The organism is Enterococcus sp. DIV0703 (assembly GCF_051711065.1).
GTDB lineage: Bacteria > Bacillota > Bacilli > Lactobacillales > Enterococcaceae > Enterococcus_B > Enterococcus_B hirae.
Genome location: NZ_JBIOLX010000001.1, coordinates 133,466 through 158,682 on the forward strand (window position 1 = coordinate 133,466; position 25,217 = coordinate 158,682).

Here is a 25,217-nt window from a genome sequence, read left to right on the forward strand (position 1 = left end):
ACGCTTCGTGTATTTAAAACGAATTGAAATAGCTGGATTTAAATCCTTTGCAGATAAAACAGTGATTGATTTTGAAAATAGTGTGACAGCCGTCGTTGGACCAAATGGGAGTGGCAAAAGTAATATCACTGAAGCAATCCGCTGGGTTTTAGGCGAGCAATCTGCTAAGAGCCTTCGAGGTGGGAAAATGCCCGATATTATTTTCGCTGGTTCAGACTCTCGTAAGCCTTTGAATGTGGCAGAAGTTACAGTACTTTTGGATAATACCGATCATTATTTACCATTGGATTATCAAGAAATCAGCGTGACTCGTCGCTATCGACGAACAGGCGAAAGTGATTTTTTTATCAATAAACAACCTTGTCGATTGAAAGACATCCAAGAACTGTTCTTAGATTCAGGTTTAGGAAAAGAATCGTTTTCGATCATTTCACAAGGGAAAGTAGAAGCAATTTTTAGTAGTAAGCCAGAAGACCGTCGGGGAATATTTGAAGAAGCAGCAGGTGTATTAAAATATAAACAACGCAAGAAAAAAGCGGAACAAAAGTTATTTGAAACAGAAGATAATCTTAGTCGAGTGCAAGACATTATTTACGAGTTGCAAGAGCAATTAACACCTCTAGCTGAGCAAAGTGAAATCGCTAAGAAATTTTTGCAGTTAAAAGAAGAATTAACCCAAACGGATATAGCGTTGATGATTACGGAGATCAACGTAGCGAAAAAAGAGTGGGAAGAAAAACAAACTCAGCTGACACAATTCAATCAAGAGCTGACAAAATTAGCGACACATATCCAATCGCAAGAAGCCGTACTATCAGAAAAAAGAAAGCAAAACGCCAAAAAAGACCGTCAAATTGAAAAAGGTCAACAAAGTCTGTTGGCATTGTCTGAAAGTTTAAAACAAGCAGAAGGGCAAAAAGATGTCTTAATAGAGCGGACAAAGCATACACAAAAGAGTACGCAAGAATATCAGGCTTCTTTGGCCGAGGCGCAAAAGAAAGTAGCGCATTTTGAGGAACTTCAGGAAAAATTGACAAAAGAAACAACTGAAAAAGAAACAGAAATCCAAGAAGCACAACAACAGTTGATGAAGACACAACAAGAATTGGAAAAATATCAAAAATCAACGAAGGAATTATTATCTGAATTACGAGATCAATATGTTGATTTGATGCAAGAACAAGCGAATGTCGGAAATGAATTGAAATATCTTGAACGTCAATATTTACAAGAAACGTCCAAAAGTAAACAAACATTAGCGAAGCAATCAGAAGTAGAAGCCTCTGTCTTGGCGTTATCCTCTCAAAAACAGGAACTATCTGAAAAACAAGCAAATCTTCAACAAGCTTTAGTTAAGAACCAACATGAGTTGGAAGAAGTTCAAACAAAAGGGAAAACAGTACAAACTAAATTAACCAATGAACAACCTAAAATGTACCAATTGATGAACCAAGTCCAACAATTAAAGGCACGCCAAAAAAGTTTACAAGAAATCCAAGAAAACTATTTTGGTTTTTACCAGGGCGTTCGGTTAGTTTTACAACATAAACAACAATTATCTGGTATCGTAGGTGCAGTCGCTGAGTTGATTGATGTACCTAGCTCTTTTACCCTTGCAATCGAAACAGCTCTAGGCGGAGCAGCGCAACACGTCATTGTTGAAAACGAACACGATGCACGTCAAGCAATCACTTATTTGAAAAAGCAAAGAGGGGGTAGAGCGACCTTTTTACCGTTAACAACGATTAAACCTAGACAGTTACCTGCGCACGTTCTTTCGCAAGCAGCAACGGTAGATGGGTTTTTAGGTATTGCAAGTGAACAGGTGACATTCCCTGCAGAAATTCAAACCGTGGTCCACAATTTATTGGGAACGATCTTATTAGCGAAGGATCTAACTAGTGCCAATGCTATTGCTCAGACCATACGATACCAATACCGAGTAGTGTCTCTGGAAGGAGACGTGATGAATGCTGGTGGTTCCATGACGGGTGGAGCAAATAAACGGGGGAATCAAGGCAGTCTCTTCTCTCAAAATCAAGAATTGAAACAGCTGACAGCAGAATATGAACAAGCAGATCAGCAGTTGCAAAATCAAGAAAAAATTGTTCAAGAACTACAAACCAAAGTCGCTGACTTGAGCCAAAAACAAGAAAAGTTGCGTACGCAAAATGAACAATTGCGGTTTGAAGAGCAGGAAATAGCGAATCAACTGCAAAATATCACGAATGACTTAGCACGCTTTGAAAAAGAAAAGCAACTCTCAAACTTTGAAACGAGAGAATTGCAACAATTCATCGAAACATATCAAAAACAACAAGCAGAGTTAACGGCAAGACAAAAGGAAATCGAACAACAACGACAACAAATCGATGAAGAGATCAAATCACTGAACCAAGAAAGTGATCAAATGGAAGAAAAACGATCACAAGTCCAAGCACGAAAAGCACAGGAACAAGCAGATTTAGCTGTCTTGAAAGAGCAATTCAATCATTTACAGATCCAATTACGTGGAGCACGTGTTCAAAAAAATGAAGCACTTGAACGTCAGACAAGTTTAGAGCAACAATTAGCAACATTGACTGCAGATTTTTCTGATCATGAAATCACTGAAGAAAGTTTAGCGAGCCAAATCACGGAACTTGCGCAACAGCGTGAAGAACTGCAAGCAGAACTAGTGGCAGTGAAGGAACAACGAGAACGTACGCAAAAAGAAATCGATCAGCTTGAAACAGTACTTGCTGAAAAAAACCAACAACAAAAGCAACAACTAACAGAACAATCGAAACTGGAAGTGCAAAAAGACCGTGCAGAAATGTTGTTGGATCATCAGCTGAGCTATTTGCAAACGGAATACCAAATCAGCTTTGAAAAAGCTGTCACTGATTACCAGCCAACTTCCGATATTGTAAGTAGTCGCACGAAAGTAGCAGTCTTAAAAGAGCAGATCGCAGACCTTGGACCAGTGAATATCCGTTCGATTGAGCAATTTGAGCAAGTGAATGAACGACATACGTTTTTAGCCACACAACGTGATGATTTGTTATCTGCAAAGAACCAATTGTTTGAAACAATGGAAGAAATGGATGCTGAAGTACGGGCTCGCTTTAAAGAAGTCTTTGAAGCAATCAGGCAAGAGTTTAAAGTAGTCTTTCCTAATATGTTTGGTGGTGGTCGCGCAGAATTGGTATTGACTGACCCATCGGATCTATTAAAAACAGGGATCGAAATCGAAGTGCAACCACCAGGCAAGAAATTACAAAGTCTGAGCTTGCTTTCTGGAGGGGAAAGAGCATTAACTGCTATCGCCTTGCTGTTTTCAATCATCCGAGTTTGTCCTGTTCCATTTTGTATTTTAGACGAAGTAGAAGCTGCGTTAGATGAAGCAAATGTGAAAAGATTCGGACGTTATTTAAGTGATTTCCAAGATGACACTCAATTCATCGTGGTCACACACCGAAAAGGTACCATGGTAGCTGCCGATGTTTTATATGGAGTAACCATGCAAGAATCAGGTGTTTCAAAAATTGTGTCTGTCCGTATGGAAGATATCAATGAAGAAGGAAAAATGGAAACGAAGGTGTAAGGAAATAAATGATTAAATTAATTGCGATCGACTTAGACGGTACATTATTGAATGAAGAAAAACAAATTTCAGATGAGAATAAGCAAGCTTTAGCGAAAGCAAAAGAAAAAGGTGTTAAGATCGTTTTATGTACTGGTCGTCCCTTAGCAGCAATGGCTCATTATTTGCAAGAGTTAGGATTAGTGGACGAAGGGGATTATAGCATCACCTTCAATGGTGGTCTTGTTCAAAAAAATGATACAGGAGAAATCATTGAGAAAAAAGTGATGGAAGTTGCTGATATCCATCGTTTATATAATCTTGCGCAAAAATTGGCATTGCCCTTAGATGTATTATCAGATCATGTGGTTTTACAATTACCGACTGCACCAGGGAAGAAATCTTTATACAACACATTAAATAAATTATTGCAGTTTCAACCGGCAAATTTAGCAGATCTGACAGACGAGTTTGTGTTGAATAAAGCAGTTATTGCCTATCCGCAAGCGGAATTAGATCCTAAGATCAAAGAAATACCAGCCGAATTTCATGAACGTTATGAAATCATCAAGACCCGCAGTATGCTTTTAGAATTTATGCCAAAAGGTGTGACAAAAGCTTATGGTATTTCTTTACTAGCAAAAGATTTAGGTTTAGAACCAGCTGAGATCATGGCAATTGGGGATGAAGAAAACGATTTGCCGATGATTGAATACGCTGGAATGGGTGTTGCCATGGCAAATGCCGTCCCATTTGTTAAAGAAGCAGCGAATTATGTTACGTCAAGTAACTTAGAACATGGTGTAGCCAAAGTTATCGAAAAATTTGTTTTAGATTAGGGGGGATCGTATGGGCTTTTTTGATAAAATCAAGCGTGCTTTTACTGGTGAACAACAAGAACCAGAAGAAGTCGAAGTACAAGAGAAATATGATAAAGGATTAGAAAAAACCAGAAAAACATTTGGCGAACGAATGAATGAATTGTTTGCTAATTTTCGGACAGTAGACGAAGACTTTTTTGAAGAATTAGAAGAAACACTGATTGGTGCGGATGTTGGGTTTGATACGGCTATTCAGATTTCTGAAGCGTTGCGTCAAGAAGTAAAACTGAGAAACGCAAAGAAACCAGCTGAGATCCAAAATGCAATCATTGAAAAATTAGTGGATTTATATGAACAAGAAGGAATCAACGAAGTTAATGAATTAAATCTACAAGAAGAAGGATTAACAGTTATTTTGTTTGTCGGGGTAAACGGTGTTGGAAAAACAACCAGTATCGGAAAACTAGCCCACCAATACAAAAATGAAGGAAAAAAAGTGCTGCTGGCAGCAGCCGATACTTTCCGAGCAGGTGCGATTGACCAATTAGTGGTTTGGGGCGAACGTGCTGGTGTCGAAGTGGTTCGGGGAAATGCTGGTGGCGACCCAGCAGCAGTTGTGTATGATGCGATGGAACGTGCGAAAAGTGAACAGGCAGATGTGTTGTTAGTAGATACAGCTGGACGTTTACAAAACAAAGTCAACTTGATGAATGAGTTGGAAAAAATCAAACGTGTCATTCAACGAGAATTACCAGATGCACCTCACGAAACATTACTTGTACTAGATGCGACTACTGGTCAAAATGCAATGGTACAAGCAAAACAATTTAAAGAAACAACTGATGTCACTGGGCTCGTTTTAACCAAACTAGATGGTACAGCCAAAGGTGGGATCGTGTTAGCCATCCGTAATGAACTTCACTTACCAGTGAAATTGGTAGGGCTTGGCGAAGGAATCGATGATCTTGAACCATTTGAACCTAATGATTTTGTTATTGGTTTATTTAAAGGATTGTTGAAAGAAGAGTAAGCAGTTATTCTTTTTATCAGCAAGAAGAGCATTTAGCTAAAAAATTGAATCTTTTTAGCTAGATGCTTTTTCTTATAGAAAGGTAACGGTAATTCTACATATAATGATGGGATTAGTAAGGTATGGGAGTGAACCAACCCAACCGACGAAGTAAGCGTACATAAAATTGGATAGGCTTTTTTTATATTTTGAAACAATTTCATTCTTTTTCTGGCTATTTTTTACTATAATTAGAGGCATACGAACTGGAGGATAATCAACATGAATTTTAAACAATTACTAAAACATCCTAGTTCACGTCCATTTATCGATCAAGCACGTTTTGGTGTGGAACGAGAAGGACAGCGAGTGAACCTTACAGGAGATCTAACACGTACTGATCATCCAAGTGTTTTTGGCGATCGTACGTTTCATCCATATATACAGACAGACTTTAGTGAAACACAAATTGAATTAATTACACCAGTCACCGATTCGATCCATGAGCTTTTCCAATATATGTCAGCCATTTATGATGTTGCTGCTCGCTCAATTCCTGAAAATGAAATGATCTGGCCTTTAAGTATGCCACCAGCATTGCCAGCAAAAGATGAAGACATCATGATTGCAAAATTAGCAAATTTTGAAGATGTGTTATATCGCCGCTATTTAGCTAAAGAATATGGGAAAAGAAAGCAAATGGTTAGTGGTATCCATTTTAATTTTGAATTTGGAGATGATTTGCTTCGATCGTTGTTTGTGCAACAAACAGAGTTTTCGGAGTTTGCTGCTTTTAAAACAGAGCTATATTTGAAAACTGCGCGCAATTTTCTGCGCTATCGGTGGTTGATTACCTACTTTTATGGGGCATCACCATTAAGTGAAGCAAACTATTTCATTGATAAACCAGCTCCTAATGAGCCAGTTCGAAGTATTCGGAATAGTTCGTATGGTTATACGAATCATCCAAATGTCAAAGTTTCGTATGCTTCAATGGAGCAATATTTGTTCGACATTGAAAAGATGGTTGAAGAAGGAAAACTATCAGAAGAAAAAGAATTTTATACGCCACTTCGTTTTCGTGGTGGTAAACGGGTAGCAGATTTAGCTAAAACGGGTGTGCGTTATATCGAATTAAGAAATATCGATTTAAATCCCAATGCACGTTTAGGAATTGATCAAGAACAAGTTCGTTTCTTACAGTTATTTTTAACTTATATGTTATGGACGGAAGAAAAAGAAGCAGCTGATCAATGGGTAGAAGAAGGAACTAGAAAAAATGAAATCGTCTCTCTTGAACATCCTCTAAATCAAACCGAGTTTATCGAGGAAGGCCGTTATCTTTTAACTGATATGAAGAAGATGGCGCTCGAACTTGAGCAACTAGAGGCACTACCATTGATTGAAAAAATGTTAGAAGAACTGGAACGTCCAAGTGAAACACTAGCAGGAACAATCTATCAAGCAGCAAAAGAAAGTAGTCAACATCAGTTTGCTACCTCTTTGGGTCTTTCTTACTATCAAAAAGCGCATGAACGTCCGTATCAACTCGCAGGATTTAGAGAGATGGAGTTGTCTACGCAAATCTTGTTATTTGATGCGATCCAAAAAGGTATTGAAGTGAAAGTGATTGACGAATCGGATCAATTTTTGCGGTTACAGCATCACGATCATATTGAGTACGTGAAAAATGCAAATATGACAAGTAAAGATAGCTATATCGTTCCCTTGATCATGGAAAATAAAACGGTCACTAAAAAAGTCTTGAGAGAAGCCGGCTATCGTGTGCCAAACGGAGCCGAGTTTACGACAATGGAGGAAGCAGTCAAAGCCTATCCAAGATTCGCAAACAAAGCATTTGTCATTAAACCTAAATCAACGAACTATGGACTAGGCATCACGATTTTTAAAGATGGTGCTGATTTACAGGACTATCAAGCAGGACTTGCGATTGCCTTTAGCGAAGATCGTTCGATTTTAGTAGAAGAATTTATGCCAGGCACGGAATATCGCTTCTTTGTGATTGATGGCAAAGTCAAAGCAATCATGCTTCGTAAACCTGCGAATGTCGTCGGAGATGGACAACGTACAGTTGCTGAATTGGTTGCTGAAAAGAATCTTGATCCTTTAAGAGGCACAAATCATCGAGCACCTTTAGAGCTAATTCAATTAGGAGAATTAGAGCAACTGATGTTAAAAGAACAAGGGCTTACCATTTCTTCTGTTCCCCAGAAAGATCAGGTTGTTTATCTACGAGAAAATTCTAATATTAGTACAGGTGGCGATTCGATTGATGTCACAGACGAATTTTCTGAAAGTTATAAGCAGATAGCTGTTTCTGCAGTTGAAGCTTTAGGCGCAAAAATTAGTGGAATCGATTTGATTATTCCGGACAAAGAGGTAGCACCGGAAAATAGCGCTACTGCTTATGGGATTATCGAAGCTAACTTCAATCCAGCGATGCATATGCACGTGTACCCATTTGCAGGTAAAGGGAGAAGATTGACTTTAGATGTATTGAATTTATTGTATCCTGAACTTAATATCCTGACTCAAAATTAATCACATTATGGCAAAACTCACTAGCTAAAAAATAACCTATAAAATCCAGAAAATAAGGGTGTTATTTTCGGATTTTATGGGGTTTTTTTTATGCATCGGGTTGCTCTAAGTACACGATTTATTTTTAAAAGTCATGTACAAATGATCGCCTTGTGTACTACTTTTACTGTTCTGTCTCTTAGATTTTTTTGAAAACAAGTATGAAATCAAAAAAAACGAACAAAAACTGAATCTAGTTTAATGATACGCTTTTTTTGTTCAATCAGGACAGTATAAAAATACCCGATGTTTGAAAAAGAAAGTGAGTGAAATAAATGAAAAAAAGTACTTTTTTAATCAGCACTGGCTTGTTGGCTTCTTTTTTATTAATTAATAATCCAAGGGTATACGCAGCAAGCACAACTACGACTCCGAGTCCAGCAACAGCTGAAACACCGATCAGTGCGCCACTTGAATTACCAACGAATGGTGGGAGTAATCCAACGCCACCAAGTAATACGAAAGATCCTGCCAGCTCATCTGATCCAGGGAATAAATCAAATAATCCTACGGTTGCCTTTGGGATTGCTTATGAACCAGGTACTTTTACAATCCCGTCAACAAAATTATTGGAAACTGGCTCTCAGACGATCCCTGTGACCATGCCACAAAATTCTGGCACATTTGATGTCGGGGTCAAAGACAAAACTCGGGAAACTATGGGATGGTCTTTAAAAGCACAAGTTGTTTGGGATAATGGAGAAAAAGGAATGTCGATTCAAACTACCCATACTGGAACTAATGCGAAGGTCAATACTGGAAATGGTCAGTTAGTGGACGCTCCAGCTGGTTCAGTTACTGCTGTGTCTAATGTTGAGATTACATCAGATGCTCAAGTTTTATTGATGTCAGGAACACAGGGATTTGTGCATAATGACACCTATGATTATGGATTAGGACAAGTGTCTCTTAAAATAGCAGATACAAAAACTACGCCAGCAGGGACACATACAGGACATGTCGAATGGAATCTATCGGTTGCTCCATAATTACCTTAAGAAGGGAAAGGACTTACTCTTTTCCTTTTTTTGATTATTGGCAGACCAAGCTTTTGATCAAAGAGCTGCTGATAATCAAAAAAAGGAAGGAAGAACGGTATTGTTAAAAAAAGTGCAATCAATCATCTTATTTCTTATGTTTATGTTTATTGGTACGTTGGATGTTCAAGCAGAAGAAATAATGGGAGGCTATACGATCGAACGTATCCCAAATGTACATCAAATTGATACTAGTTTAGGCTATTTTTATCTATGTGAGCAACCAGGCACACAAGATCAATTGGGTGTTAAATTGATCAATAGTTCAAATCAGGAGAAACGATTAACGGTTAAAGTTACAAACGCAAATACCAATGCGAATGGTTTGTTAGATTATACAGGTACGATAAAAAACAACAAAGATTTGAAATTACCATTGACTTCGATCGTCAAAGCGACACAGTCAGAAGTCAAAGTACCAGCAAAGAGTGAAGTAAAGACCTCTCTTACGGTTACATTACCCAAAGAAAAATTTCCCGGTGTGGTCGTCGGAGGAATCGTGGTTTCTGAGAAAGCTGAAAAAACACCAAAAGACCAGAAAAAAGAAGTATCAATCGAAAATACGTATAACTACACATTAGGAGTAGTTTTAACCAACAATGCAAAAACCAAAATGAATCAACCTATTTCTGTTACTTTAGAAAAAGTCGCTCCGATTTTATCAAATGGAAGAAAAATCATTCAAGCAGATATTTTAAATCCTAACCCTTATATATTTGATCAAGCAACTGTTGCAGGTAAAATTCTTGAAAAAAATACAGATAAAGTCATCAAAGAGCAACAAAAAACAAATGTAAATATTGCACCTTATTCAGTCTATCCTTTTCAATTTGATTGGAAAAAGGATGAACTAAAAGCAGGGACATATGTTTTTACTGGTTCAGTTAAGGCAGGTGGCAAGGAATGGTTATTTAGCAAAGAATTTACGATCAATCCAACAACGGCTAATGATATCAATGAACAGTCGCTTTATCACGTTGTTGTTCCTCAATGGCTCCAAATTAGTTGGATCATTCTCTTTTTAGTCAATGTAGCTGGCATCAGTTATCTCATTATAAGATATAAGAAAAATTAATGAGTACTCATTCTATTTTTCGTTTATATCCATTTTTAGAAAAAATAGGAGTATGAATGATTTACTTTATGAACAGAAATAACATACTTTCAAAGGAGGAATCAAATAAGTATAAGTCTTATATTTATTTGATTGGAAGGAGTGAACAATTATGTATACGATACCGATTTTTATTATTTCAACGGGTATTCTCTTCATGGGCTTAGCCATTTACCTATTTTTAATGAATTATAAAAGAGTGATTATAGGAGAAGAAAATAAAACGATTCTTTATCTTAATACACTAATTCTTATTACTTCAATTTGTTTCATCTTATTAGGTATTGGTTACTTTTTCGTTGTGGCGAAACAATTATAAGTGAAGAGGAGCTGACTGATTTGAGAAAAATAAAATATGTTTCGATCATGATGATTTTGTTAGGAAATATGGTTTATTATGGACAATCAGGCTTTGCAGATAGCCAAACAGAGCAAACAGCGACTGCCGTTGAAAACAACGACTTGAAGCAAGTAGTAGAATCGCCAACGGGAGGAATTCATCAGGGAGTCTATCAACACATCAACTATCTATTGAATGATTCAGAACTAACGCTGTCAGGATTGTCAGACAATACCCAAGTCCCAGCCATCGTGATTAATTCTTCATTTTTAGATGCTATTCAACCAAATATAAAAAAACTAATCTTATCTCCACAATTTTTGAGAGATATCAACAAAAATGAAGTGCATTCTTTGACGGTATCTGCTGATCTTCCTTTCGCCCCTTGTATTGCTAGTGATCAGGGAAATAGTGTCAACTTGTCACAAGTATTTTTTAGAAATCAAACACTTAGAAATGTTGATTTTGGGCAGACTGATTTTAGTCAAGTGACTAATACAAGTGAAATGTTTAAAAACTGTGCGCAATTACAATCTGTAAAGATCAACAAACTTGATGCGACTAATCTATCAGGTATGTTTATGAATTGTCCGAATTTAACACAAGTGACAATCTTAGAAAATGAAATGCCAGAAGATTTGAGTGATATGTTTAATGATTGTCCACAGTTAACAAAAATTGAGGGAATCAACAATTGGAAGACAACCATGATTAAAAGTGTCAAAGGATTCGTCACTAATTGTCACGCATTAAAAAATTTAGATTTAAGTCATTGGCCAGTTTCATTGCAGAATCAATTGCAAGAACAACTAGCAAACAGTGTCATTTTAAAAGACCTAATGAATGAACATTCTATTGAGGGAAGTTATGTAGCGACATCGCCTGTAGATCAAATAACTTCCTCTGTTACAGCAGCAACCGGTACTGTATCGGAATGGCAATATCAGTTGACGCCACAAAAGGATCGTTATCTTTTAACGAAATACATTGGAAAGAGCCAAGAAATCGTTGTGCCTACAGTAATCAATGGAAAGTCGACTATTTTGAACAATATCAACACTGCAGTTTTCCCTAATTATAAATCGATTACCAGTTTTAAAATTGCTTCGGGGAATAAAGTACCAATTCAAACGACAGATTTAAGACATGCTTTTCAATTTTGGTCGAATTTAAAGGAAGTAGATTTGACGGGATTGGATGTTAGTGCAGTGACAAACACAGGAGCGATGTTTGCTAATGATCCCCTTTTAACTAAAGCAAATCTGAGTGGTTGGGATACTTCCCATATTATAGATATGAATTATATGTTCAATGCAGATCGAAAATTACAAGAATTAGAACTAGCAAATTGGGATGTTCGTCAAGTAGTAAATATGGATCATATGTTTTCTTATTTATCTAGTGTAAAAAAATTAGATTTGAGCTCTTTTCAAACCGAAAAAGTAAAGATTATGAACAGCATGTTTCTTGGCATGAATGAGTTAAACTTATTAGATTTAAGACAATTTGATCTGACGAATGTCACTGATACTACTAATATCTTTACTACAGACAACAAGACTCCACTATTAGTTATTGCCAAAGATAATAAACTATTGAATTATAATTATCTTTCAAATAATCGGATAATCGCTGGCCCTACTTTTGATGCCAACGGGGGGACGTTTGAAGATAATAGTATAACAAAACACTATTTCCAATCTGTTGCGGTTTCTCCTACCGATCCTAAACTACAAATGGCAACACTTGATCAATTCAAAGCTACTCTAGTCGCTGAGAAACCAAATAGCATTTTTATCGGCTGGAACATAAAAGAAGGGGGCAGTGGAAATCAGGTGACAGACTTACTCAATACGACTTATCAAGCCATCTGGTCACCATTACCAGAAATGCCATCTCCTTCAGACAATATGAGACCGGGAACAACAAGTTCATTTGGACTTTCTTATATCCCTAAGAAATTTAGCTTTCTTGAAACACCATTAAAAGAATCAGGAGAGCAATATATTCCATTTATTAAACAAACTTCTTTTGATGTCGGTGTATGTGATGAGAGTCAAACTAATAATAGTTGGTCACTACAAGCGCAACTTGTTTGGGATAGCGCTCAGGAGATTCCAACAAGCTCGATCGTCCTAACTAACCAAGGTATCGTGAAGAAAAATATCAATGATGGAAATGCGCCATTTAATCCTAGTACGGACTTGGTTGATTGTGGTAGTGAAGTCCAAGGTACTATTTCACCAGAAATAAAAACGGATAGCCCAACCGTTATAATGAAAGCTACTCAAGCAATTCATACCTCTGTCTATAATTATGATTTAGGAAATGTCTCGCTCAAAATCACTGATGCAAAGGTAGCACAACCCGGAAATTATACGGGGCACGTTGAATGGAATTTAGTTAATGCCCCTTAAAATTGATTGAATAGTTATGAAGATCAAAAGAAATTAGCTATGGGATAACATAGGTGAAAGATTTTTTACTGAATGAGGTATGTTGTAGATTGAAAATAGTGTTCAACGCCAAAAAAAGAGAAGATACTTAAATTGCTTGTCAATTTTAGTATCTTCTCTTTTTTAGAGATTGTTTTGAGTATCATGCCTTTTATGGGGAATATGACAGTCAGCATAAGCTTAAAATAGTCGTTCCCAAAAGCTTTTTTTCTTCGGCTGTTCTTTTGGAGAAAGAGACTCTTGTTTGGGATATTTCTTTTCTACATCAATGACTGGCTCGTTGACCGCTTCTTTAGCAGCGACTAATAAACCAAAGCTATTGGGATCATCAGATACATAATCATTAACGATCGTAAAGCGTACATTTTGTTTGGTAGCAAGTTGGATATATTGATTCTGGATCGTTAAAGGTAGCGAGCCATTCAGAAGAACCGTAACATCGGGTTGTTTTTCGATTTCTTTGAGAAAGTTTTCTTTGTTTATAGGATCTTTCATCTCAGCTACAGTCATACTTAAATAGCAACGTTCACGGAATGTCCCCATATATTTATGTTGTTCCTCCGGATTAACTAATGGTGTACCATACATCCCCTTATCTAAGTGGCTTTGTACATCATCTTTTGACATCAAAATATCCTCCTTTTCATTGTATAGCTAATAAAAGTATAACATACAAACAATTGAAGTTTGAAAGGAAAAAAAGCGGTTGCTTTTGTTCATCTGTTCACTTAGAATAAGAATGAGAATCATTATCAATTACAGGAGGGGTTTGATGCGCTACGGTTGGCTCATAGGGTTGTTAGGTTTACTGACTATCAGCTCATTATTTATTGGTGTCTCAACGATTCAAGTAATTGATTTGCTTCAATTCAAAGGACAAAGCACGCAATTGTTTCTTGCCACTCGTCTGCCACGAACGGTTTGCCTGATCCTTGCAGGAGCAACTAGCAGTATTTGTGGCTTGATCATGCAACATTTGACGCAAAATAAATTTGTTTCGCCTACCACAGCTGGAACGATGGATAGTGCAAGATTGGGTATTTTAGTGGTGATGCTTTTTTTACCAAATGCACCGTTGCTTTTACGTTCATTTACCGCTTTTTTGTTTGCTTTTGGTGGGACACTTTTATTTCTTTTTTTGGCACAAACGTTACCTCAAAAGAATCAACTGATGTTACCATTGATCGGTGTCATGTTAGGTAATATCATCGGCTCCATTGCCACTTTTTTTGCTTATCAATTTCAATTGATCCAAAATATGTCTTCTTGGTTACAGGGGAATTTTGCCACGATTATACGTGGAAATTATGAATTGCTTTATGTAACCGTTCCATTATTAATCGTTATTTCTTTCTTTGCTTATCGATTTACGATTGTTGGATTGGGGGAGTCATTTGCGGTCAATTTAGGGATTGACTATAAAAAAATGCAGTTACTAGGGATCGGTCTCGTTTCTTTGGCTAGTGCGATTGTTTTGATCATGGTGGGAAGTATTCCATTTTTAGGGGTAATCATTCCAAATATCACAGCCCGTTTATATGGAGATCAAGTACATAAAACAATTGGTATTACTGCATTGTTGGGAAGTGTTTTCTTACTTTTTTGTGATATCGTTGCTCGCTTGGTGATCTACCCTTACGAAATCCCAGTAAGTGTGATCGTGGGGATCTTCGGGGCAATTATTTTTCTCTATCTGTTGGTTAGGAGGAAAAAATATGCTTAAAAAAAGGGGCGTATTCATTGGACTGTTGCTTCTTGTCCTCTTAGTGATTATGAGCTATTTAACGATCAACACTTATGGAAATTGGCAATTTGCTTGGGCCTTACGGAGTAAAAAAATCGTTGCTTTTTTACTTGTTGCGTTAGCCACCAGTAGTGCCACGATCAGTTTTCAGACAATTACCCAAAATCAGTTTCTGACACCCTCAGTATTAGGACTAGATTCTCTCTATGTCTTAGTTCAAACGGTCCTTTTCTTTGTCGTTGGGGGTGTGACCATGCTTCAGCAAACAGGGATTGGCTTTTTTTTGACAAATATTGCGTTAATGGTAGGTCTGAGTCAATTACTCTTTTTCTTTTTACTGAAGAGAGGGCAAACGAACTTGTTTTTGCTTTTGATGACTGGTGTCATCTTAGGGACTTTGTTCAGTAGTGTGAGTACATTTCTACAAGTGGTGATGGACCCAAACGAATATGATTTATTACAAGGAAAATTATTTGCTAGTTTTGGGAACATCCCTAGTCATTATCTAGTACCAGCAACTATATTGATTAGTGGTACATGGCTCTTTTTGTTTTATAAAAGTCGTTATTTAGATGTTTTTCATCTAGGGCAAGAGCAGGCAATCAATTTAGGAATCGATACAGAGCGATTTCAATTTTTAATCCTGTGCGGTGTCAGTCTTTTAACAGGGACAGCAACGGCATTAGTAGGACCATTAACTTTTTTAGGTTTTATTGTAGCGAATGTTAGTTATCGATTATTTGCGACTTATCGGCATCGAGAGTTGTTTTTAGGTAGTTTTTTGGTTGCGTTACTGTTTTTGGTGGGGGGACAACTGCTGGTTGAACAAATTTTTAAATGGAATACCACTGTCAGTGTCATCGTAGAATTTTCAGGAGGACTGTACTTTATGATCAAACTGATTCGAGAAAGGAAGACAATTGGATGATCGATTTAAAAAAGGTCAATAAAAGTTACCATGACAAACGGGTAGTCAAAGATGTCGATGTCTCTATCCATGACCAAAGATTAACGGCTTTTATTGGTCCCAATGGTGCTGGTAAATCAACGGTTTTATCCATGATTAGTCGTTTGATTGCGAAAGATACTGGGGAAATCTATCTTGATCATAATGAAGTGAAAGCCTGGCGATCAAAAGAATTAGCTCAAAAATTAGCCATTTTACGCCAATCAAATGGCATCAGTATGCAAATCACAGTGGAAGAATTGGTAGAATTTGGGCGCTTTCCTTATACAAAAGGCAAGCTAACTACAAAGGATCAACAAATCGTGGCGGAAGCTTTGCAACACTTAGGTTTAACCTCCTTAAAAAACCAGATGATCCATACGCTTTCGGGTGGGCAACTACAACGAGCCTATATAGCGATGGTGTTAGCCCAAGATACTGATTATATCTTACTAGATGAACCGCTAAATAATTTGGATATGAATTTTGCTGTTCAGATCATGCAAATTTTACAACACTTAGTTCGAGATTTAGGGAAAACGATCATTATTGTGCTTCATGATATCAATTTTGCAGCAAGCTATGCGGATGAGATCATTGCCATGAAAAATGGGGAACTGTTTATTCAAGGAGCCACCAATGAAATTATCCAAAAGAACATCTTAGATGAATTATATGAAATGGACATTCGAGTTTGCGAGATTGAAGGACGCAGATTCTGTCTTTATTTTTAAAATAGCAGAAGGAGAATCGGAATGAAAAAATTAGTTGTCAGTTTTTTATTAGTAGCAACAGTAGCGTTAGCAGCATGTGGTAGCAATGCGGGAAGTACTACGACAAATACGAAAACCAGCGGCGGAGAAGTTCAATCTTCTTTGACCGTAAAAGACAGTAATGGTGAGAAAATTGAAGTTAAACAAAAACCTCAAAAAGTCGTCGTCTTTGATAATGGTTCTTTAGATACTTTGGATGCATTAGGAGTGGGAGATAAAGTCGTTGGTGCGGCCACTAAGAATTTACCAGACTATTTGGCAAAATATAAAGAAGTGGATTCCGCAGGCGGACTTAAAGAACCTGATTTAGAAAAAATCAACCAAATGCAACCTGATTTGATCATTATCTCAGGGAGACAAAGCGATTATCAAGAGGAATTAAACAAAATTGCGCCTACTTTATATTTAGCTGTTGATTCAAGCAAGCCATGGGAATCGATACAACAAAATGTTCAAACCTTAGGAAAGATTTTTGATCGAGAAGATCAAGCCGAGGCAGGACTTACCGATTTAACTAAAAAAATCAATGAGATAAAAGAAAAAACAAGTAATCTTGATCAAACTGCGTTAGTGACGTTAGTCAATGAAGGACAATTATCCGCCTATGGTTCAGGATCACGCTTCGGACTTGTTCATGATGTCTTTGGTTTTAAACAAGCAGATGAACATATTGAAGCTTCTACTCATGGACAAAGCGTCTCTTATGAATATGTATTAGACAAAAATCCTGGTATTCTTTTTGTGGTAGATCGTACGAAAGCGATCGGTGGCGATGACAGTAAGGATAATGTCGCTGCGAATGAGTTGATTGCACAAACGGATGCAGGTAAACATCATAAAGTGATTTCGCTACAGCCAGACGTTTGGTATCTAAGTGGTGGAGGCTTAGAATCCATGAAATTAATGATTGAAGATGTTGCTCAAGCCTTGAAATAAAGTAAAAATGAGATGGGACGATTGTTATCGGTCTCATTTTCTTTATATATAAAAAAATATTAGATTCTATAGATGGTGGAGTAATCTTTTTTATAGTCATAACGGGATGTGCTCATATTTATGTAAGCTTAGAACAACTATTTCTTTCTTGAGGAAAAAATTAATGAATATTATATCTTCAACTATGCTATATTTGTTAGCAACTCCCACTAATGAATCGAATAAAGTTTTTTAAATTATTCATCTTAATCTCTACATATGAAAGGAATTGAATTATATGGATGATTATCAACGTCGTTATGAGCTTTTAGCCCTGACCTTAGGGTTAAAACATAATACCAACTTATACTATAGAATGGAAGATGCTGTCAAAGAGCACAAGAGAGACGGTGATACTGGCACAGAGGACGAAGTGATGCTACTTTCTACCTACAAAAAAATGATTGAACAGGATACTGATGGGTTCTTTATTGATGAAAATAGGAAAGAACACATTCTTTCGTCATTAACAAAAACACTAGATTTTTGTAATGCACCAAGTACTACTGCATCGTTACAAATACTGGAAAGTCTTAAAACAAATGATCCTACGTCATTTTTGATTGTACCACTTGCCTATCCTCTTTATTCTGGTAAAGGACATTGTTCTGGATTAATAATATATAAACATGGAAATTGTTATGACGTAGTAATGGTTGATAAAGCGAAACTATTTAATCATCAATTTCCTGTTGGACTTGTAACCATCTATGCTGAAAGAATAGATCAGCTTAATCATGTACTTTATTTAAGTAATAAGTTTGCTCTACCAACGATACAACCTTTCGAAGAATTAAAGAAATTAGTTCACATATCAACAAAAAAGTGTGTTTCTAGGCTTAACGTTGATATGTCACTTCAAAATGTTGGAAACTGCATTGTTAACGAGGTAGAATCTACACTTAAAGTAGCTCTTTTTAACTGTCAAAAAAGTATTCTGTCATATTCTCATTCTAAACCAACATTGAGACCTAAATGGAACTCTTGCCCTAATTCAACTTTAGAGATGAGAAAACGATTTCTTAAGGCTTTGAAAACTAATAAACATGAACAAAATAAGTCTTTTGACTATATTTTTAACAATTATTATCTGAAGCGAAAAAATCATCCAAAAAATGTAAAATTACAACAGAAGATGATGAAATTAGAAAAAATACGAAGTCAAAGAAAAAATAATATATATAAAAAAATAAAATACATAGTTTTAAAAAGAAGATATAACAATATTTATAAAAGAAATTGGAGGCTTTATAAACGGAATAAAATTGTTGAAGAATTTAAAAAAGATTCTCGTATTGTAGGAATCAACAATGAACAAATGCCACCTTCTATACCTCAATTAAAAAAAATGGGAGATATTCTTACCTTACCTAGACAACAAAGAACTGAGCCTTCGTTACAATCATATGTTGTAAAGCAAGAGAAATACTTTTCTAGAACATAAGCTTGTTTAATAAAAGTACATTTTTTTTTAAGGAAGATTAATGGTTATGGATTTGTATATAGATATATATATTTAGAAGATTTAAATAGGAGAAAAAATGAGACTGTCAGAAAATAATCTGTCAGTCTCTCTTTTGGTTATAAAGCAAGCTATTAGTAGCATTTAGGGAAGTCTGTCTTCAACATAAATTCATTTTCGACTTCATAAGGATTAATTCTAGGTTGATGCTGGGTAAATAATCGTGTGAAAAATTTTTTTATCATCTCGTTCGCCTCCTATGGTGTTGATAAGGATAATAAACGAAACATAAATAAAACTTAAATTTTTATCCTTTTGTTTCAGCTAATGTTTGGTAATTTAAAATTGTCATCGTACGATAGAATTCAGCTGGTAAATGTGCCCACCGTTGTAATAATTGGGAAAAATAACTTTTTCCGGCTTTGATTTTATACTCACCGAGTACTAAGCCAAAAGACGGCATTAGTTTTTTTGATAATTGTTTAAATGTCGTGAGGGCTTGTTCTTTATCCTCGTTGACAAATAAGGTTTTTACTTCAATATAAGATCCTTCAATATTTTGGGTTTCTTCAATAAAATAGATTTTTTTCGTATATTCTCTCATAGGAACTCCTCCGATATCCATTGTATTTATTGGTTATTTCAACGATAACGAAAAGATGTTAATAAAACGTGAACAAAAAATTATTCTTTTTCAAGCAATGATTAAGGATTTTTTATTTTGAACTTTCCAGTCCTTTATTTTAGGCAGGTTTAAGAATTCTTTCGACGGAAGTAGTTGAAAGTTATAACAAATTTCGCTACAGTTAAGAAAACGAAAAAGCAAAAGGTGAGGATAGCGATGGAACAATTGATCAATCGAAATTTGGTTTTTGCGCAACATCAACGTATTGAAACAGAGCGCTTGATTTTACGCCCCGTTACATTAAATGATGCAAAAGACATGTATGACTATGCTCATGATGAAGAAACGACACGGTTTGTATTTCCAACACATCAATCCGTTGAAGATACGAAAAACAGCATCGCTAATTATTTTATGTCAGCACCTTTAGGGAAGTACGGTATTGAATTAAAAGAAAATCAACAATTCATCGGGACAATTGATTTAAGAGTACAAGAAAATGAAGATAACGCAGAGATCGGATATGCACTGAATAAGAACTATTGGGGAAGAGGATTTGTTCCAGAAGCGAGTCAAGCATTGATAAAATTAGGATTTGAAGAGTTAAACTTGGTCCGAATCTTTGCTTATCACGATGCAGAAAACCCTAAGTCGGGGCGTGTAATGGAAAAACTTGGGATGAAAAAAGAAGGAATCATCCCTGATGCAAGGCGTTTCAAAGGAAAAATCGTTTCAGTTGTCTTGCGAGGATTGACACGACAAGAATGGCAAGCAGGTAGAAGTTGATAAAGGTGTAGCATAAACAAGTTAGTTGCATCTGAGTTGTAAAATCATTAAGCTAAGTTTGAGGTGATAAGAATGGAATTATTACTAACAGATGAAGCAAAAGAAAAATTATTAGCACAACAAAATGAAGATGAACAGTTATTACTTGATATTGAAGACGGAGATGGTCCTTTTGCCGACAGTCGAGTAACTTGTCAGATTGATACATCCTTTCGTTTGATTCTCGTAAAGAAAGAGACAACAAAAGATTTGAGTTTATACTCTGTCAAAGTAGAAACAGCTGTTGGACCAATCTACATCAAAAAAAGTGCATTGATGTATCTAGATGATCCGACGACAATTGCAGTTGAACCGACTTATAAGAGTTTACAGTTAAAAGGCCCCAGTGGATTACTAAAAGGTAATCTTCAAATCATACATCACGAGTAGAAAATAGGAGACAGAAGGTAAGCGTATGGGAAACTTGGCAATTATCAGCGATTTACATGTAGATATCAATCAGTTTAGTGAACAAGAATGGCTGATTTTGTGGAAGGTTCTCACAGACAAAGGGATCACACGGCTTCACTTAGCAGGAGATGTGGCGAATAAAGTCGATCTTTGCCAAGCAGTTGTTGAATTTTTTGCCAAAAAAGGAATTCCTACAACGTTCAACTTTGGGAACCATGAATTGGCAGATGTTGAGGGAGAAGAAATGATGAATCATTTCCCGGATTCTCACTTTTTAAATGAACGATATCTGGCGTTGAATAAGCAGACAGTCCTACTTGGGATGAATGGTTGGTATGATTATCAATTCTCAGAATTAAAAGAAAATAAACAAATTCTGCGCATGAAGAACCTTTACTGGTATGATCGTTTTATTAAACGAGAGGGAAGTGACATTGAAGTCAACGCTCGAGTTCTGATAGCAATGAAAAAGTTACTAGACCAGTTAGAAGCAAAAAAACTGGACGTTATTTTAGCGACACATTTTGTTCCTAAAAAAGACTTTATTGTCTATCAAAACGCTCCATACGAACGCTGGAACAACTTAAATGCTTTTTTAGGTTCAGCTTCTTTTGGACAACTATTAGATCAATACGATAATATCAAACAGGTTGTTTTTGGACATACCCATCGTCGTTTTGAAGATAAAATCATTCATGGTACCCGCTATAGTTGCCGTCCTTTTGGCTATTATTATGAATGGCAATTGACGAGGGAGTTTGTACGAAAAAATCACTTGATCGATAGTTATCATCCCATGAAGTTACGCACGCTATTACGAAAACACGACCCAGAGTTTAATCGCTACCGCAATGAACATTTGTACGAAGAGTTTGCAAAAGCCATGACGACCATTTCTTATTAGAAGGGTTGTCATGGCTTTTTATTCCATTGTCAACGAGTAATATCATTTTTTGAAAATAGGGTTAGAACGGTCACGGTCTAACTATTTATTGCGGAGCTAGGCACTCGTTTATTTTTTCTTGTTGAGCACAATCGGATTATTGATTCACATTATCCCCTTTAGCGAATGAACTCATCTTTTGGCGTCCTTTTTTCGGTTCTTAGTCCGTTAGCTATCCTATTTTTTTCGTCAGTTATTTTTTCAAAAATATTGATCATATTTTTGGTATTGCCAGCTTTTGGATACTTACCCATTTTCGGATCTGCTATAATTGCTTTGTTTAACTGTATTGGTTTCTCTACTTTTGAAAGGTTACTAGAAGGCGTTTCTTTGAAGATTTCTTGAATTTCTGGATGATCGGCAAATATTTTTTTGTATATTTCATGTATTCTTTTTTTTTCTGTCGTTGTTAAAGGCGAATGTTCATCATTCGCTCGTTTTCTCAATTTGTAAATTTCAAAGAAATAATCAGGAAGAGGAGATTTTATGTATTTTGATTTGATCACAGTTAAAAAACGTTTTTGCATCTCCAAAGTGGACTCGGGAACATCACTCCATTTTAATTTTTTTTTACCTTGTGAAGCAAGAAGGTCATGGCGGCAATGTAAGAGCGCAGTTTTTGCAGTAGCTTCTATTTCTTTGACCACACAATTTCCTTCTTTTTGTTCATGCATCGTATAGTCTAGTGACGAAAAGCTGTTAGAAGAGGAATGGTCAATAATTCTGTACAGAATATCATAACAAGTTTCGAGTTTAGGATGATCTCTCTGTGCAAACAATTCTTTACAAAGGGGAGCCATTTTCTCCGAAGGAATTTTAACCATATTTACAGATGAGTTTGACAGGTGCTTCCTTTTATCCACTAGAATAATTCTATAGTTTTTCGTTTCTTTGTAGATGAGTGCTCCGGAAACATGACCACTTTTTTTATTTTTCTTTATACTATAAGATAAGGGTAAAAGAATAAAATCTCGAGGATCATTTGAAATCATCCGCTTTAAAGTATGAAAAAGTTGTGTGTGACGAGTAAAAGAATAGAAATCCTTGCTTCGGTTGAGTGACTGAATCATTTTTAATTTGTCTTGCTTACGTACAAAAAATTCTTGTTCATCTTGTTGGATCATTTTAATATAAATAGAAAATAAAAGTGGGTAATTCACTTTATCATCTTCCGGAGACCATCTATTATTTTTCTTTAATGATAAAGAAAGAGCAAATATATCAAGATGTCGTTGAAGCTCTGTTTCGTAAGGCATAGGAGTTCCTCCATTTATAAAATAAATAGTAAAGTCTGCAATTTATTTTGCGTTCTTTGCATAGTATGACATAGGTTAAAAGAGGACAGAAATCAATTTTTTCTCCAAATAAAAAAACTTGGAATCGAAGTGATTCCAAGTTTTTTTGATAAATTAAGCCATAAATAAGAATTTGTATAAGAAGACAGCAACGATACCAGCACAAATCGGTGCAACAACAGGTACCCATGCATAACCCCATTGTGATGAACCTTTATGTTTTAATGGTAACAATGCGTGGACTAAACGTGGTGCGAAGTCACGTGCTGGGTTCAAACCAGGTCCAGTAGGTCCGCCGAGAGAAGCAACTAACGTCCATACTAAGAAACCAAGAGCTAAGTGTGCTGTACCAAGATTGTCTTGGAAGAAAGGTGCTTTAGTAATTCCTAGTGCACCAAAGAATAAAACAAATGATCCAAAGAATTCATTAACAAAACCATTGAATTTAGAACCAACACTGTTGATTGTTGAGAAAGTACCTAATACATGGTTTACATCGTCTGTTTGATCATAATAAGGTTTGTAGCAAGCTACAACGATCAATTGTCCAATTGCGGCACCAATCAATTGAGCAGCAATATAAGGTAATACTTCAGCCCATGGGAATAAACCATTTGAGGCAAGAGCAATTGTGAACGCTGGGTTAATATGATTTCCACTGATACCACCAAAAATCATTGCTGGCATCATTACACCACAGCCATAACCTACAGCGATCAACATCCAGTCACTTCCATAACCTTTTGTTCCTTTTAAATCTACGTTTGCTACAGCACCATTCCCAAGAATGATTAATAAAGCTGTACCGATCATTTCCGCCACAAGACGGGTCATAAGTGAATAATCCATATATACCTCCAAAATTTATAAAAATGCAAAAAAAAAGAAACAACAACACAATAGGTGTAGTGCTTCGCATCCGACGTTTTTATTGGTCATAAATAAGTGCAGATAAAAAAATGATTTCTATGTATAAAAGAAATCTGACCAACTTCCAAAACAACGTATGGAACTTTCCCACAAAACACCAACCTTAATTATAAATATACCAAAAAAAAACGATTATATTTTTCAAATATTGTACTTTAGAAACAGCACAATTTGAAAATTTCAGAAAAATATTGTTAGTAAAATGAAAGCTAACAATAAGGAGTGTTTCATAGATGAAATTTTTTCAAGAATTTTTTATTATCCTCTTTTTCTCAGTTTTAGGTGAAGGAACTCGTGTATTGTTCCATTTACCAATTCCTGGAAGTATCCTAGGTATCTTATTTTTGTTCCTAGCTTTTGAGATGCGACTAGTAAAGCCTGAGCATTTAGGAGGAACAGGTGATTTTTTATTAAATAATTTAACGATTTTATTCGTCCCGGCAGGGGTAGGTTTACTTGACTATTTTGGTGATATTGCGACAATTTGGCCTATTTTATTAGGTGCGGTAGTGATCTGTTCGATCGTAACGATGGTCGTAGCAGGCAAAACGGCAGAAGTAGTAGAAAAAATGTTACAATCTGTTCAATTGAAACAAACAAGTAGCCAAAAGTTGCAGAAAATCAAAAGGAAGGAGCAACAAATTGACTGAATTTATTCGTAACCCATTATTTGGATTAAGCTTAACGTTAGGTGTCTACGTATTATCAGATAAATTTTTACGCAAGTATAAATTGCCGATTATCAATCCGTTGGTATTGTCTATTTTAGTGATCATTCTTTTTCTTCATTTTTCTGGAATCAGTTACCAGGATTATAATGTGGGTGGGAATTTTTTGACCATGATGATCACGCCAGCAACAGTTGCATTAGCTATTCCTTTATATAAAAATTTTCATTTGTTAAAAGAAAATTTTTTCCCAGTCATTGCGGCAATTTTAGCGGGGATCGTAGCTAATTGCTTAGTCAGTGTGGGTATTGGCTATTTATTTACATTAAAAAAAGCGATGGTCATTTCTCTGCTACCTAAATCAGTGACAACAGCGATATCTGTTGATCTTTCTCATACGATGGGAGGAATCAATGCGGTCACGCTTGCAATTGTTGTTTCTACTGGTATCTTTGGGTCGTTGATCGCTACTCATATCTTTCGTCTTTTTAAGATCAGCAGTCCGATTGCTAAGGGGGTTGCTTTAGGAAGTACCTCTCATGCGATTGGTACAGCAAAGGCAATCGAATTGGGTGAGATCGAAGGGATTATTTCAGGCTTAGCCATTGGCGTCAATGGCATGCTGACCGTCTTTTTATTACCATTATTATTTCAGTTTTTTACTAACCTGTTTTGAT

At 36.1% G+C, this 25,217-nt stretch carries 22 protein-coding genes; 18 read left to right on the forward strand and 4 right to left on the reverse strand.

Going from position 1 to position 25,217, the window contains the following annotated elements; translation table 11 throughout:
• Nucleotides 1–7: 7 nt before the first annotated feature.
• The 8 genes from smc to IGK81_RS00720 all read left to right on the forward strand — a co-directional run bounded on the left by smc (nucleotide 8) and on the right by IGK81_RS00720 (nucleotide 12,904).
• Nucleotides 8–3,586: a chromosome segregation protein SMC gene (gene smc, locus IGK81_RS00685; protein ID WP_034698633.1), complete on the forward strand. Its 3,579-nt coding sequence runs from the start codon at nucleotides 8–10 to the stop codon at nucleotides 3,584–3,586.
• Between the two features lie 8 nt (nucleotides 3,587–3,594).
• Nucleotides 3,595–4,404, forward strand: coding sequence for a Cof-type HAD-IIB family hydrolase (locus IGK81_RS00690; protein WP_034698635.1), 810 nt, complete (start codon nucleotides 3,595–3,597; stop codon nucleotides 4,402–4,404).
• A 10-nt stretch (nucleotides 4,405–4,414) separates the two neighbouring features.
• Complete coding sequence (gene ftsY, locus IGK81_RS00695) at nucleotides 4,415–5,416, forward strand: signal recognition particle-docking protein FtsY (protein ID WP_010720411.1); 1,002 nt, start codon at nucleotides 4,415–4,417, stop codon at nucleotides 5,414–5,416.
• A 261-nt stretch (nucleotides 5,417–5,677) separates the two neighbouring features.
• A complete protein-coding gene (gene gshAB / locus IGK81_RS00700; RefSeq protein ID WP_034698641.1) occupies nucleotides 5,678–7,957 on the forward strand; it encodes a bifunctional glutamate--cysteine ligase GshA/glutathione synthetase GshB in 2,280 nt (759 codons plus the stop codon).
• A gap of 314 nt (nucleotides 7,958–8,271) precedes the next feature.
• The gene (locus IGK81_RS00705) at nucleotides 8,272–8,985 is read left to right on the forward strand and encodes a hypothetical protein (protein ID WP_034698644.1); all 714 of its coding nucleotides are present in this window, start codon (nucleotides 8,272–8,274) and stop codon (nucleotides 8,983–8,985) included.
• A 109-nt stretch (nucleotides 8,986–9,094) separates the two neighbouring features.
• The gene (locus tag IGK81_RS00710) at nucleotides 9,095–10,108 is read left to right on the forward strand and encodes a DUF3324 domain-containing protein (protein WP_034698743.1); all 1,014 of its coding nucleotides are present in this window, start codon (nucleotides 9,095–9,097) and stop codon (nucleotides 10,106–10,108) included.
• A 151-nt stretch (nucleotides 10,109–10,259) separates the two neighbouring features.
• Nucleotides 10,260–10,466 carry a hypothetical protein gene (locus tag IGK81_RS00715; protein WP_034698647.1) on the forward strand — a complete coding sequence of 69 codons (207 nt, stop codon included), beginning with the start codon at nucleotides 10,260–10,262 and terminating at the stop codon, nucleotides 10,464–10,466.
• A gap of 20 nt (nucleotides 10,467–10,486) precedes the next feature.
• Nucleotides 10,487–12,904 (forward strand): BspA family leucine-rich repeat surface protein, encoded by a 2,418-nt coding sequence (locus IGK81_RS00720; RefSeq protein WP_034698650.1) that lies wholly within the window; start codon nucleotides 10,487–10,489, stop codon nucleotides 12,902–12,904.
• A gap of 219 nt (nucleotides 12,905–13,123) precedes the next feature.
• On the opposite strand, the gene IGK81_RS00725 is transcribed toward IGK81_RS00720, so the two are convergent.
• Complete coding sequence (locus IGK81_RS00725; RefSeq protein WP_010720405.1) at nucleotides 13,124–13,570, reverse strand: YueI family protein; 447 nt, start codon at nucleotides 13,568–13,570, stop codon at nucleotides 13,124–13,126.
• A gap of 145 nt (nucleotides 13,571–13,715) precedes the next feature.
• Between IGK81_RS00725 and IGK81_RS00730 the strand changes: the two genes are divergently transcribed.
• From IGK81_RS00730 to IGK81_RS00750, 5 genes are all read left to right on the forward strand, one after another.
• On the forward strand, nucleotides 13,716–14,666 hold the full coding sequence (locus tag IGK81_RS00730; RefSeq protein ID WP_010736816.1) for an ABC transporter permease: 951 nt from the start codon (nucleotides 13,716–13,718) through the stop codon (nucleotides 14,664–14,666).
• Complete coding sequence (locus IGK81_RS00735; RefSeq protein ID WP_034698652.1) at nucleotides 14,659–15,615, forward strand: iron chelate uptake ABC transporter family permease subunit; 957 nt, start codon at nucleotides 14,659–14,661, stop codon at nucleotides 15,613–15,615. Before IGK81_RS00730 ends, IGK81_RS00735 begins: the two co-directional genes overlap by 8 nt.
• The gene (locus IGK81_RS00740) at nucleotides 15,612–16,367 is read left to right on the forward strand and encodes an iron ABC transporter ATP-binding protein (RefSeq protein WP_034698655.1); all 756 of its coding nucleotides are present in this window, start codon (nucleotides 15,612–15,614) and stop codon (nucleotides 16,365–16,367) included. The genes IGK81_RS00735 and IGK81_RS00740 overlap by 4 nt, the downstream gene beginning before the upstream one ends.
• 21 nt (nucleotides 16,368–16,388) lie before the next feature.
• Nucleotides 16,389–17,342 (forward strand): siderophore ABC transporter substrate-binding protein, encoded by a 954-nt coding sequence (locus IGK81_RS00745; RefSeq protein WP_081128351.1) that lies wholly within the window; start codon nucleotides 16,389–16,391, stop codon nucleotides 17,340–17,342.
• Between the two features lie 277 nt (nucleotides 17,343–17,619).
• Nucleotides 17,620–18,825 carry a hypothetical protein gene (locus IGK81_RS00750; protein ID WP_034698660.1) on the forward strand — a complete coding sequence of 402 codons (1,206 nt, stop codon included), beginning with the start codon at nucleotides 17,620–17,622 and terminating at the stop codon, nucleotides 18,823–18,825.
• A 325-nt stretch (nucleotides 18,826–19,150) separates the two neighbouring features.
• On the opposite strand, the gene IGK81_RS00755 is transcribed toward IGK81_RS00750, so the two are convergent.
• Complete coding sequence (locus IGK81_RS00755; RefSeq protein ID WP_034698663.1) at nucleotides 19,151–19,447, reverse strand: hypothetical protein; 297 nt, start codon at nucleotides 19,445–19,447, stop codon at nucleotides 19,151–19,153.
• A gap of 237 nt (nucleotides 19,448–19,684) precedes the next feature.
• Here IGK81_RS00755 and IGK81_RS00760 point away from each other — a divergent pair, with 237 nt between their 5' ends.
• The 3 genes from IGK81_RS00760 to IGK81_RS00770 all read left to right on the forward strand — a co-directional run bounded on the left by IGK81_RS00760 (nucleotide 19,685) and on the right by IGK81_RS00770 (nucleotide 21,608).
• A complete protein-coding gene (locus IGK81_RS00760) occupies nucleotides 19,685–20,254 on the forward strand; it encodes a GNAT family N-acetyltransferase (RefSeq protein WP_010720398.1) in 570 nt (189 codons plus the stop codon).
• 72 nt (nucleotides 20,255–20,326) lie between these two features.
• Nucleotides 20,327–20,683, forward strand: coding sequence for an iron-sulfur cluster biosynthesis family protein (locus IGK81_RS00765; RefSeq protein ID WP_010736822.1), 357 nt, complete (start codon nucleotides 20,327–20,329; stop codon nucleotides 20,681–20,683).
• A gap of 25 nt (nucleotides 20,684–20,708) precedes the next feature.
• Nucleotides 20,709–21,608, forward strand: coding sequence for a metallophosphoesterase (locus IGK81_RS00770; protein WP_034698666.1), 900 nt, complete (start codon nucleotides 20,709–20,711; stop codon nucleotides 21,606–21,608).
• 158 nt (nucleotides 21,609–21,766) lie between these two features.
• Here IGK81_RS00770 and IGK81_RS00775 read toward each other — a convergent pair whose 3' ends face one another.
• A complete protein-coding gene (locus IGK81_RS00775) occupies nucleotides 21,767–22,903 on the reverse strand; it encodes a hypothetical protein (protein ID WP_051641763.1) in 1,137 nt (378 codons plus the stop codon).
• Nucleotides 22,904–23,056: 153 nt separating this feature from the next.
• Nucleotides 23,057–23,791 (reverse strand): MIP/aquaporin family protein, encoded by a 735-nt coding sequence (locus tag IGK81_RS00780; RefSeq protein ID WP_010720393.1) that lies wholly within the window; start codon nucleotides 23,789–23,791, stop codon nucleotides 23,057–23,059.
• A gap of 314 nt (nucleotides 23,792–24,105) precedes the next feature.
• Between IGK81_RS00780 and IGK81_RS00785 the strand changes: the two genes are divergently transcribed.
• Both IGK81_RS00785 and IGK81_RS00790 read left to right on the forward strand, forming a co-directional pair.
• A complete protein-coding gene (locus tag IGK81_RS00785) occupies nucleotides 24,106–24,522 on the forward strand; it encodes a CidA/LrgA family protein (protein WP_010720392.1) in 417 nt (138 codons plus the stop codon).
• Nucleotides 24,515–25,216: an LrgB family protein gene (locus IGK81_RS00790; protein ID WP_010720391.1), complete on the forward strand. Its 702-nt coding sequence runs from the start codon at nucleotides 24,515–24,517 to the stop codon at nucleotides 25,214–25,216. Before IGK81_RS00785 ends, IGK81_RS00790 begins: the two co-directional genes overlap by 8 nt.
• Nucleotide 25,217 lies beyond the last annotated feature (1 nt).

Coding starts and splice junctions, on each gene's coding strand:
- IGK81_RS00690 (WP_034698635.1), top strand. CDS start 3,595: ATGATTAAATTAATTGCGATCGACTTAGACGGTACATTATTGAATGAA.
- ftsY (WP_010720411.1), top strand. CDS start 4,415: ATGGGCTTTTTTGATAAAATCAAGCGTGCTTTTACTGGTGAACAACAA.
- gshAB (WP_034698641.1), top strand. CDS start 5,678: ATGAATTTTAAACAATTACTAAAACATCCTAGTTCACGTCCATTTATC.
- IGK81_RS00705 (WP_034698644.1), top strand. CDS start 8,272: ATGAAAAAAAGTACTTTTTTAATCAGCACTGGCTTGTTGGCTTCTTTT.
- IGK81_RS00715 (WP_034698647.1), top strand. CDS start 10,260: ATGTATACGATACCGATTTTTATTATTTCAACGGGTATTCTCTTCATG.
- IGK81_RS00725 (WP_010720405.1), bottom strand. CDS start 13,570: ATGTCAAAAGATGATGTACAAAGCCACTTAGATAAGGGGATGTATGGT.
- IGK81_RS00730 (WP_010736816.1), top strand. CDS start 13,716: ATGCGCTACGGTTGGCTCATAGGGTTGTTAGGTTTACTGACTATCAGC.
- IGK81_RS00735 (WP_034698652.1), top strand. CDS start 14,659: ATGCTTAAAAAAAGGGGCGTATTCATTGGACTGTTGCTTCTTGTCCTC.
- IGK81_RS00740 (WP_034698655.1), top strand. CDS start 15,612: ATGATCGATTTAAAAAAGGTCAATAAAAGTTACCATGACAAACGGGTA.
- IGK81_RS00745 (WP_081128351.1), top strand. CDS start 16,389: ATGAAAAAATTAGTTGTCAGTTTTTTATTAGTAGCAACAGTAGCGTTA.
- IGK81_RS00750 (WP_034698660.1), top strand. CDS start 17,620: ATGGATGATTATCAACGTCGTTATGAGCTTTTAGCCCTGACCTTAGGG.
- IGK81_RS00755 (WP_034698663.1), bottom strand. CDS start 19,447: ATGAGAGAATATACGAAAAAAATCTATTTTATTGAAGAAACCCAAAAT.
- IGK81_RS00760 (WP_010720398.1), top strand. CDS start 19,685: ATGGAACAATTGATCAATCGAAATTTGGTTTTTGCGCAACATCAACGT.
- IGK81_RS00765 (WP_010736822.1), top strand. CDS start 20,327: ATGGAATTATTACTAACAGATGAAGCAAAAGAAAAATTATTAGCACAA.
- IGK81_RS00770 (WP_034698666.1), top strand. CDS start 20,709: ATGGGAAACTTGGCAATTATCAGCGATTTACATGTAGATATCAATCAG.
- IGK81_RS00775 (WP_051641763.1), bottom strand. CDS start 22,903: ATGCCTTACGAAACAGAGCTTCAACGACATCTTGATATATTTGCTCTT.
- IGK81_RS00780 (WP_010720393.1), bottom strand. CDS start 23,791: ATGGATTATTCACTTATGACCCGTCTTGTGGCGGAAATGATCGGTACA.
- IGK81_RS00785 (WP_010720392.1), top strand. CDS start 24,106: ATGAAATTTTTTCAAGAATTTTTTATTATCCTCTTTTTCTCAGTTTTA.